Here is a 10,446-nt window from a genome sequence, read left to right as displayed (position 1 = left end):
GATGGGGAGATGGGGAGATGGGGAGATGGAGAATTTTTACTTCTGCCTTCTGCCTTTCTTGCCTTCTGCCTTCTGCCTTCTGCCTTCTGCCTTCTGCCTTTCTTGCCTTCTGCCTTCTGCCTTCTGCCTTCTGCCTTCTGCCTTCTGCCTTCTGCCTTCTGCTTTCTGCCTTCTGCTTTAACTCGGATTTAGTATCAACTCTTTTAAATGCGGAACAGCTTATGAACGAGTTACAAAGGATTTTGCAAGCCTTTGAAAATAGCCAACAGACTGGAAAACGCGCAGTTTTAGCAACGGTAGTCCGAACAAGTGGAGCGGTTTATCGAAGACCGGGTGCTCGGATGTTATTAACTGAAGATGGGGAGATGTTTGGTGCGATTAGTGGTGGCTGTTTGGAAAGCGATATTCTGGAACGATCGCACTCTCTCCTCTCCAATAATGCCCATCCCATCCTAGTCAGATATGACACAACTTCCAGCGATGACATTGTGTTTGGTTTTGGATTAGGATGCAATGGCATTGTGGATGTTTTAATTGAATCATTGAACCATGATTCTGCGGTTAGCCAACTTTCCTTGATGCGAGATTGTTTGCAATCTCAGCAAATAATTGCGATCGCCACAATCTTTTCCGTAGAAAATGTGTCGGATATTAAAGTGGGCGATCGAATAATGATGAAATCTGACACCACAATCATCAATCAAATCGTCAATAAGGATGTTGCTCAAACAATAGCAAAAGACCTTGGCAAAATACTGATTGAAAAACAAACTCTTGTCCAGTCCTACACCTTATCTTCTGGCAAAATTGATGTTTTGCTAGAAGTGATTTCTTCACCCGTTCCATTACTAATTTTTGGGGCTGGATATGATGCCATTCCAGTGGTGCAGTTTGCCAAACAATTAGGCTGGCACGTTACAGTAATCGATCGTCGATCGGAATATTTGACTTGCGATCGCTTTCCCCAAGCCGATCGACTGCTACACTGCAAACCAGAACACCCAGAAACCTACGAGCATTTACTCACACCCCAAACTGTCGCCGTTGTCATGACTCATCGATATGTCAGCGATCTGGCATTTCTCAAAACCCTGATTCCATCTGGACTCCGTTACCTGGGCGTATTAGGGCCAAAAAGACGAATGCAGCAGTTGTGGCAAGACTTAGCCGGACATGATATCACGCCAAATCAGCAGCTTTATAATCCGATCGGGTTGGATATTGGGGCTGAGACTCCTGAAGAAATTGCCCTCTCAATTGTGGCAGAAATTCAAGCTGTGCTCGGTGGGCGTTCTGGAGGCTTTCTGCGCGATCGCATCGGTTCGATTCATTCTCCCACAAAACCATCATGTCTAGAATTGGTATCTTAATTTTGGCAGCGGGAGCCTCTACTCGCCTGGGACAACCAAAACAACTTTTATCCTATCAAGGCAAACCGCTGATTCGACAAATGGCAGAAGTGGCGATCGCATCTGAGTGTCAATCTGTTGGTGTGGTTTTGGGCGCTTATGCGGAGGCGATCGAGCCACATTTATCAAATCTCGGCATTCACATATTTTACAACGAACATTGGTCAACAGGAATGGCTGGTTCGATTCAATGTGGATTAAGGGAAATGCTGGTAAGATTTTCTGAACTTGATGCGATCGTCCTCATGGTATGCGATCAACCATTTGTTTCAACCCATTTGATTCATCAATTAATTTCAGGATATCAAATCTCAAACTATCCAATTGTTGCCTCTAAATATGCTGACACTCTTGGTGTTCCAGCTTTATTTCATAAGACATTTTTTCCAGCATTGTTGACACTTCAGGGAGATGTTGGTGCTAAATCAATTATTCGTCAGCATCACTCTTGTTGCCTGGGCATTCCTTTCGCAGAAGGAGCGATTGATCTTGACACCCATCAACATCTTGAGCAATGGATTCTAATAAAATAAGAATCATAGTTTCTCTGGTTGCACCTACGAACCAGAAGGTATTGCCTTAGTTCAATTGCTGCGTAAGCTTTTTATTTCGTTCGAGCAGTAGTGATAATTACCAAATAAGGTGTAATTTTGAGTTGTTGCTTTCGGGTTAGCAGTAAATGAAAGTTGGATTTTTGGGAACTGGGTTAATGGGTAAGCCTTTGGTGCAAAGGTTATTGACTGCCAAAATACCTGTGATTGCTTACAATCGCACTGCATCAAAGTTGGATGAATTAAAAACAGCGGGTGTTGAAGTAGTTGATTCGCCGGAAAGTGCGATCGCCAATTCCGATTGTATAATTTTAATGCTCACCAACGCTTCAGCCATTGAGCAAGTTTTACTTTCCGATCGTGCCAAAATTCAACTTAAAGGACGCACAATTATTCAAATGGGAACAATTTCCCCGCAAGAAAGCCAAGAGATTGAAAAGCAAGTAATTGCGGCTGGAGGTGAGTATTTAGAAGCACCAGTTTTAGGCAGTATTCCCGAAGCTGAAACTGGTAAATTAATCGTCATGGTAGGCGGAACTTCCGAACAATTTGTTAAATGGTCAAATCTCTTAAAAAACTTCGGTTCCGAACCTCGTTTAATAGGTGCTGTAGGTACAGCAGCAGCAGTTAAATTAGCACTAAATCAATTAATTGCTTCCCTAACTACTGCCTTTGCATTGAGTTTAAGTTTAGTCGAAAAACAAGGCGTAGAAGTAGAAACTTTCATGGAAATTCTACGCCAAAGTGCTTTATATGCACCAACTTTCGACAAGAAACTCAAGCGAATGTTGGAAAGAGATTTTACCAAACCCAATTTTCCGACAAAACATCTACTTAAAGATACAAATTTGTTCCTTAACCAAGCACAGTCAAATAACTTAAATACTAATAGCTTGGAAGGTGTGCGGCAAATTTTAGAAATTGCTCAACAAATGGGACTTGCAGATGCTGATTACTCGGCTTTATTTAATGCTGTGAATCCTTGATTTTGGGGATTGGGTACTGGTGACTCAGATTTTGTACTCCTGGAGGTTCTACCTCCAGGAGTGCAAGATCTGTGGCGATCGATCGAACAATTGAGTACAATCGCTATACTCAGCAGTTTTGATTAGCTGAGTACTGTTCTTACAGAATTTACAAGAGGTAATATATGTCAGAGATTCGGAAAATTCAAGGTAGTCCAAGCGACACTTGGGATGATTTGGATTGGACAGATATGAATGATGCCGAGCAAGCTTTATGGCAAACTTTAGGCTGGGATGAAGCAAGTTGGCAAGAAGATACCGATCCTCCCGCTTCTGATGATACATATTGGGAGGATTTAACTGAAGACGAAAGTGGTGCGGCTACAGAACTCGGTTATAACCAATCTTCTTGGGATGAGGAATAAAACAGCGTGACAACTTTTGCAGTTAGCTAAGAAAAATATCAACATAAAGTGAATACCTCTAACATGAGAAATCTCTACAATTACCCTCAGCCAAAAAGCTGGGGTTTTTGCTATTGTTTTCCTTATTATGGGAAGCAATTAAGACTAAAGGGAAGGTAGTATGCACTCGATGACGATCGCTACTCAGAACGGCAATATTCACATTCTTGAAATTGATGTACCTGTCACAGAGTCTCAGCTGTTACCAGTAGTATTTGTGCATGGGATGGCTTGTTCCGCGAACATCTGGGATGCACAGCTGAGTTATGTTGCTCAAACGCGACGGGCGGACGCGATCGATCTACGCGGACACGGCGCTTCTACACCACCTGCTGATGATGACTACTCTCCTGAAGCCTGTGCAGCCGATATCTTCACTGTTTTAGAAGCTTTGGGACTCGATCGGATCGTCCTCGTCGGACATAGTTATGGTGCTTGCGTTGCCCTTGCTACCGCTGCTGCTAAACCTGATGCGATCGCACAATTAATATTAGTAGACCCACCAATAGACTGCACTCAATTTCCCCCAGAAGTTTATGAGGCACAAATCGCTCCAATGCAAGCAGCACTGGCAACTGACGATTGGCGATCGATCTTAGAAAACTCTTTTCGTGGCGCACTGACAGGCGGTACATCAGCAACAGAGGATGAAATCCTCGCCCGTCTAGCTGCAACTCCAAAGGCTGCGCTGCTGGGAACTTCTCGCGGTTTGTTTGCTTTTAAAGCAGTGGAAGCACTCGATCGATACCTCGCAACGCCAGGGGCAAAAGCTCACGCGATTCTTGCACCGTCGAATAACTTACCATTTAGCCTTCACGTCCTCCGTCCAGAATTAGCCACAACCACGATACCTGATACTGGACACTGGTTGATGCTTGATGCGCCTGAGTTGTTTGCTAGTGCGATCGATACTTGCCTAGCGGCAGTCTAACGAACTTTGAGCTTGATGGTAGTGCGATCTACTGAATCTTACCTGCACTGAAAACTTGCTCTGCTGTTAATTCTAATTGCGAAAAGGTAGAAGATACTAAGCTTTGGCTATTCCGAAACTGAGACATTTTATAGCTTCCATTCTCTAGTTGACAGATAGTAATAGTAGGCTGTTTAGGTGAACCAATACTGAATCATAAATGTCACATATCTAAATTAATTTGTCCGTTGTAAGGACTTCAGTCTTTCTTAGGTGTTCGTTATAAAGACTTCATACTATCCGAGTGTCCGTTCTGAGTTCGCGTAACATTTTGCTAGTTCCTTCATCGATCGCTTTTTGCACCTGTTGGGGAATTATTTCAATTATAGGTAAGTTGGGAAAAGTAGGACTAATGGATGATTCTGTATAACCTCGATCGGAAAGTAAGTAAATTTTTAGTTGCTGATTTCGGTAAATCCAAAGTTCAGGAACACCCATCGCTTCGTAAGCATTTAAAGTAGTTTTAGAAGTAACATCCGCTTCTATTGCTAAATCTGGGGGTGGATACTGTTTTAAATCCAAGTTAGTACAGCCTTTCATTCTGTCAGCATTTTGAATATAGAAGCAGGTATCAGGTTCAATTCCGGCAATTTGCGGACGTTTCAGAGTTGTCGATCTAAAATCCTCCCAATTTCGCCTCTGTATATCCAGAATTGTTGTCAGAATGTAAGCAATAATCCGGTGAGGACGTTCATGTAAGGCTAATGGAGACATGATTTCTAAGGTTCCTTGAAAGTAGGTGACGCGACTGCTGCGTTTTTCTCCTAAGTCAATCAGAATTTGCTCGAAATCTTGCCAAGAAAGGTTAGGGATAGTTATGTGACTACCTGGGGTGAGTTCGATCGTTTTAATGGGAACAGTTACGCTCATTTTTTTGCCTCGCTAAAAGGACTGAAGTCCTTACAACAAACCTCGAATCAGATTTCTATGTTAGCCAATCTTCACCGCCTGGTAATTCAGCTAAAATTACATCAATTTGATCTGGTAAATCTTCTGCTGCATAAGTATAAGTCAAATCCAACATGGTTTTTGCTGTTGTAATAAGTTGAGATAAATCTAATCGTTCGGAAATTTGTTTGGCTTTTAGCTGACCATTGAAAATTTCTAAACTCGCTGGACGAATGGCTAACTTTATTGCTGCTTCTAAATAAGATTGCCATTCATCTGAGGTAAGGTAATAAGAGGTTTTATTGTCTTTAAGGTTTAGTTTTTTAATTTGCACGATCGAATCAGATATGGAATTAGCCCAAGAATTAGTTAACCGTTGTTCGATTTGATTTTTAATTAAGTGAATCATCAGTCTAACTAAAAAAGTTTCAATATTACGAATAATGGCTTGTTTACCCATTGCTTCTAATTCATCTATCAGCGTTAAAGCCTCTTCATACCTCCCCGCTAAAATACTGGCTCTTAAATCTATTAGTTCTTGAACCATAAATATTGCTCCTTAATCAATAATGTTCAATTGTGTTTTCAACCAAGCTCTAAATAACTTCATTGTGGCATTTCTGCCGATAACTTTGCTGCGTTCCAGATGTTCAGGAATTGCCTCAATAATCGGCAAATTAGGAAAAATTAAACTTTGATTTGATTGAACGTACTTACCTGATTGTAAAATATTGATTTCTAATTTTTGTCCGTTATAACGCCAAAGTTCGGGAACTTTTAAATTTTGGTAAATTGCCAATTTTGTTTTCGATGTAATATCAATTTCTATTGCTAAATCTGGTGGCGGATCTACCTTTAAATTTAACCGCTTTTTGCCTCTAATTGCTGCCTCATTTTGGATATAAAAACAATCATCTGGTTCCACTGCGGCAAGCATTTGTTCATTTTCAAAAGTTGTTGAACCTAAACTTCTAAACTCAATATCTATTTCTTCTAAAATTGCCTTAACTAAATCGCCAATAATTACTTTATCATCTTCGTGTTCTGGTAGAGGCACCATAATTTCTAACATTCCTTGACTATAAGCAATTCTAGAATTGCGACTTTCTCCTAAACTGGCTAATATCTCTTGATATTGCTGCCAACTTACATTTTTTAATAGTAATTGTTGACCTGGAGAAACTACAATCTGCTGAATCGCTACCTGCATAAGATTTCTCCTTAATTGCTCAAAACCGCTGTAAAATTCTTAAATTGTCTGTTCGTTGTAAAGACTTCAGTCCTTTTTTTCCAGCTAAAAGGACTAAAGTCCCTACAACAAACTTTCGGGAATTAGCCTTCTATTAATTGCCAGAAACGATCGTCCTCTGATATCGTTTCAAAATCTCGATCGCTTTTTGCTTCTTGGCGATATTTTGGATTAATTCTAATCGCCTGTTCTAGGTTTTCAACCGCTTGTTCTACCTCTTCTTGGAGTGCAAAACAAATCGCTTTGTTGTAATAAGCTGGCGCATATTTTGGCTCAATTTTGGTTGCGCGATCGAAGCTTTCTATTGCTTCTTCATCTCGTTCTAATTTCACCAACATTTCGCCTTTGTAATTCCACGCTTTGTGAGATTCGGGATTTAATTCAATGGCTTTTTCAAAAGCCGAAATTGCGTCTTCGTATCTTTCCAAAACTCCCAAAGCTAAACCTTGATTGATCCAAGCTACGGCATCTTCAGGTTGTAAACTGGTAGCTTTCTCGAAGGATTGAAACGCTTCTTCGTGTTGTTGCAAGGTTCCTAAAGCGACTCCTCGATCGACCCAAGCTTCATGATAATCTGGTTTAATTTGAATAGCTATATCGTAAGCTGCGATCGCATCTTCGTGGCGTTTCAATTTACCTAAAATCATCCCTTTCTGTAACCAAGCTTTGTAATGATTTTCTTGCAGTTGCGTTACTTTATTAAAGATCGCTAATGCAGGTTCAAAGCGTTTTAATTCCTTCAATGCTAAACCGCGATGATACAAACTTTCAGTATCTTCGGGATTAATTTCTAACACTTTATCAAAGGAAGCGATCGTTTGTTCGTACTTCTTCAACTCCCAATAAGCTAAACCTTTCTGATACCAAGCTTGAGTGTTATCTGTTGTGTATTCGATCGCGCGATCGTATTTCGCAATAGCTTCGTGATATTCACCTTCTGCAAACAAAGCATTACCTTGATTCAAGTAATCAGCGGGTGATAAGAATAAGTCAGGATGATTAGCTTTTAGGCGTTGGATTTGTTCGTTTAAAGTTTGCAGTTGGTGATGAGTTTCGGGGATTAGAGATTCTGCGATCGCATCTGAAGAAGTATCAGCTAATCTTTGCAGAATATGGGCTTTTTGCATTACTGCATCTGATTCAATTACGCTTAGTTTGTGCGATACAGAATGTTCTGATTCTCCCAAACTCTGCATCACTTGTTCTTTTCTTGCTTGAATTTCTGCCTGGAATTGAGATACAAAATTTGCCGTTTCTCTGGCTAATTCTTCCAGATGATTTTGGCTGGCTTCTTGTTGCTTTTGGGCTTCTGTTTCTAGTTGTGATAGTTGATTTTTCACTGCTGCTTCTAATTTTTGTAAATTAGCTTGGCTAGCACTTTGTTGTTTTTGGATTTCCGCTTGTAATTGAGTTAATTGATTTTTGATTTCACCGTTTAACTGGGATAAAACTTGTTGAGTTTCTGCTTGTTTGCTGGCAATTCCTGACTGTAGCTTAGTTAATTGATTTCGCACTTCTGTATCTAAACCTTGCAGACTTTGCAAAGTTTGTTCCTTGCTGGCGGCAATTCCCGATCGCCAACCCTCAACCTGTGTAGTAAAGTCTTTTTCTAAAGCCTGTAACCTTTGGAGACTTTCACTCATTTGCCCCAGTACATGAGATTTAGAATTACCCAATTCCTTGGTCATTTCCCCGCTTAATTTTTCCATCTTCTGCATAGTTGAATTATGCAGTTCCTTGGCTTTTTGTTCAGTATTAGCTTGAATTGCCAAAAGTTGGGGAGAAAATTCTGCTTCTAATTGTTGCAGGTTTTGCAGAATGCGATCGCGTTGCGTTTGCGTATCCGAATGCAGCGCAGTTAACTTAATATCAAAATCTGTTTCTGCCTGTTTCAAACGTTGAATTGTCGTATCTTTTTGGGCTTTAACCTCTGATTGCAATTGCGAAACCAAGGGCGCAAACTCTGCACTCAACTTTTGCAAATTCTGGGTCATTAAATCCCGTTGTTTCTGCACATCTGCCAGCAAAATATTCAACTGCGAACCAAAATCTGCTTTGGATTTTTCCAAATTATGAATTATCGATTTTCCTTGTTCTTCGGTGTCTATTTTTACTTTTTCTAAATGCGGATTTAATTCCCCAGCTAATCTTTCCAAACTTTCAACAGCTGAGGTTTTTTGGTGTTGTGCGTCCGATCGCAATTCCACCAAATGCACCTTAAACTCATTACTTACCTCTATCAAAGCTAATTGAGCATCTTTAAGTTGCGTCTCCAATTCCTTTAAAGCTTGTTTTTTCGACTGCGACAACTCCGCAGAAATTTGCGATACATCCTCGTAGCGATCGTCAATTTCCTCTTGGAAATCATTAACTTGTTCGTTCAGCTTCTTCTGTAAATCCGCTGCTACTAACAGAATATTTTGCACTTCTTGACTAGCACTAGCCAATTTCAATTCTAAATCTTTTAACCCACTAAGATGTTCTTTAACAACAACTCCCACCTCTCGCAAAACAGAACGCCGCAACAGGAAAATTGCCACCAAAGAAGCAGTCAAAAGTAAACCTAAAATAGCCAGCAAAACATTAAATAAAGTAGTAGTCCGACTGAAAGCAAGATTTGCCTCCGCTTGAACTTGTTGTTGAATGCGCCTTTCTTCTCTTAAACGCTTCAGTTCTTGTCGTTCCAGAGTGTTAATTGTTGGACTTGTAGGTGCAGTAGTTTGGGCGCTAGCAAGACCAAGGGAAAACAGTAAAGTAGAAAGGACAACACTGCTTTGCAGTATCAAGGCGAGGACTTTTGGATTCTTGCGCTTCATCGGGACTCCCTTTGCCTATCGATCAGGTGTAATGCTCACTAGATTACCAGTGACTTTATTCTAGGATAAGGCAGAAGAACAGCAGAAGGTTCCCAGGCAAAGCGAAGGACTACCTAAGAACAAAAAGCGATCGGTAACAAGCGACTATTGCGATGGGCATCTGGCACTTTTGAAAATAGCCTTACTTCCCGATCGATACAAGTAAAAAGCGACTTTTGATCGCGAGTAATCAGATCCTCTGCCTGTCCTAACATGAGGAATCCATTTTCTCTTAAACTGAAATGAAAGCGAACCAAGGCGCGAATTTGAGCCTCTGGTGTGAGATACATGAGCATATTTCGACAAACTAGCAGATCGATCTTAGGTAAGGGGGCGGTTTGAATCAGGTTGTGAAGGTGAAAGATGAAGGGGTGGCCCAGATCGCTTCGCCAACGGTAGCCATCAGTTCTGCGCTCAAAATATCGCTCCAATAGGTGAGGAGGAATTAGCTCAACTGCGTTAAGAGAATAGTAGCCTCGACGGGCTTGCAGTTGGGCATCTCGATCGACATCCGTTCCGTAAATCCGCACTCGTTTCAGAAATTGTTCTAACCCCAAAGCTTCTGCTAGCAGCATTGCCAGCGAATAAGTTTCTTCTCCCGACGCACACCCCGCACTCCAGACGCGAATTGGCTCATTTGAAGCTTTGTTGGCAACGATCTGGGGGATAACCTGATTTTCTAGATAATCCCAAACTGGGCGATCGCGAAAGAAACAGGTCAAATTAATAAAAATAGTATTCAACAGATGAGTAACTTCATCGGATTGCCGCTGCAAATGGTCGAAATAATCTTGATAACACTCAACCCCAACTTGCTGCATTCGTACCCGTATTCGACGCAAGAGGCTAGAACGTTTATAGTCCGCGAGGTCAACCTGCTGGACTTGGTTGAGATATATCAGTAAGTCTTCTAATTCAGTTGCTTTTAGTGATGGAATGGTAATGGTAGCAAGCGGAAAATCAAGCATAAATAGTTAAATTAAATTGGTGGCTCAACTAAATGAACCCTGTATTCCCAAAGTTTATATGCTGTTCTATACAGTCATCTGTCCAGTTTCGTACACAGGGAGCAAGGGAGATGGGGGGATGGGGAGA

11 protein-coding genes are annotated in these 10,446 nt (G+C 41.1%); 6 read left to right on the top strand and 5 right to left on the bottom strand.

Annotated features, from left to right (window positions below):
* The 6 genes from IQ264_RS33265 to IQ264_RS28990 all read left to right on the top strand — a co-directional run.
* A partial coding sequence (locus IQ264_RS33265) for a hypothetical protein (protein WP_228061903.1) occupies positions 1-192 on the top strand: 192 nt, incomplete at its 5' end.
* A gap of 29 nt (positions 193-221) precedes the next feature.
* Positions 222-1,370 carry an XdhC family protein gene (locus tag IQ264_RS29010; protein ID WP_193985565.1) on the top strand — a complete coding sequence of 383 codons (1,149 nt, stop codon included), beginning with the start codon at positions 222-224 and terminating at the stop codon, positions 1,368-1,370.
* Positions 1,349-1,942: a nucleotidyltransferase family protein gene (locus IQ264_RS29005; protein ID WP_193985563.1), complete on the top strand. Its 594-nt coding sequence runs from the start codon at positions 1,349-1,351 to the stop codon at positions 1,940-1,942. The genes IQ264_RS29010 and IQ264_RS29005 overlap by 22 nt, the downstream gene beginning before the upstream one ends.
* Positions 1,943-2,088: 146 nt before the next feature.
* The gene (locus IQ264_RS29000; RefSeq protein WP_193985561.1) at positions 2,089-2,946 is read left to right on the top strand and encodes an NAD(P)-dependent oxidoreductase; all 858 of its coding nucleotides are present in this window, start codon (positions 2,089-2,091) and stop codon (positions 2,944-2,946) included.
* 164 nt (positions 2,947-3,110) lie between these two features.
* Positions 3,111-3,350, top strand: coding sequence for a hypothetical protein (locus IQ264_RS28995; protein ID WP_193985558.1), 240 nt, complete (start codon positions 3,111-3,113; stop codon positions 3,348-3,350).
* Positions 3,351-3,510: 160 nt separating this feature from the next.
* A complete protein-coding gene (locus IQ264_RS28990) occupies positions 3,511-4,320 on the top strand; it encodes an alpha/beta fold hydrolase (RefSeq protein ID WP_193985556.1) in 810 nt (269 codons plus the stop codon).
* A 270-nt stretch (positions 4,321-4,590) separates the two neighbouring features.
* Here the strand turns inward: IQ264_RS28990 and IQ264_RS28985 are convergent, their stop codons facing one another.
* From IQ264_RS28985 to IQ264_RS28965, 5 genes are all read right to left on the bottom strand, one after another.
* On the bottom strand, positions 4,591-5,229 hold the full coding sequence (locus tag IQ264_RS28985; RefSeq protein ID WP_193985554.1) for a Uma2 family endonuclease: 639 nt from the start codon (positions 5,227-5,229) through the stop codon (positions 4,591-4,593).
* A 55-nt stretch (positions 5,230-5,284) separates the two neighbouring features.
* Positions 5,285-5,794, bottom strand: coding sequence for a DUF29 family protein (locus IQ264_RS28980; protein WP_193985552.1), 510 nt, complete (start codon positions 5,792-5,794; stop codon positions 5,285-5,287).
* Between the two features lie 12 nt (positions 5,795-5,806).
* Positions 5,807-6,457 (bottom strand): Uma2 family endonuclease, encoded by a 651-nt coding sequence (locus IQ264_RS28975; RefSeq protein ID WP_193985550.1) that lies wholly within the window; start codon positions 6,455-6,457, stop codon positions 5,807-5,809.
* Positions 6,458-6,579: 122 nt separating this feature from the next.
* The gene (locus tag IQ264_RS28970; RefSeq protein WP_193985548.1) at positions 6,580-9,312 is read right to left on the bottom strand and encodes a tetratricopeptide repeat protein; all 2,733 of its coding nucleotides are present in this window, start codon (positions 9,310-9,312) and stop codon (positions 6,580-6,582) included.
* A gap of 113 nt (positions 9,313-9,425) precedes the next feature.
* On the bottom strand, positions 9,426-10,319 hold the full coding sequence (locus IQ264_RS28965) for a CheR family methyltransferase (RefSeq protein WP_193985546.1): 894 nt from the start codon (positions 10,317-10,319) through the stop codon (positions 9,426-9,428).
* Positions 10,320-10,446 lie beyond the last annotated feature (127 nt).

This window comes from [Phormidium] sp. LEGE 05292, assembly GCF_015207735.1.
Lineage (GTDB): Bacteria > Cyanobacteriota > Cyanobacteriia > Cyanobacteriales > Aerosakkonemataceae > Floridanema.
Note: the sequence above shows the minus strand (reverse complement) of the source record. Positions and strands in the feature narration are given on the sequence as shown.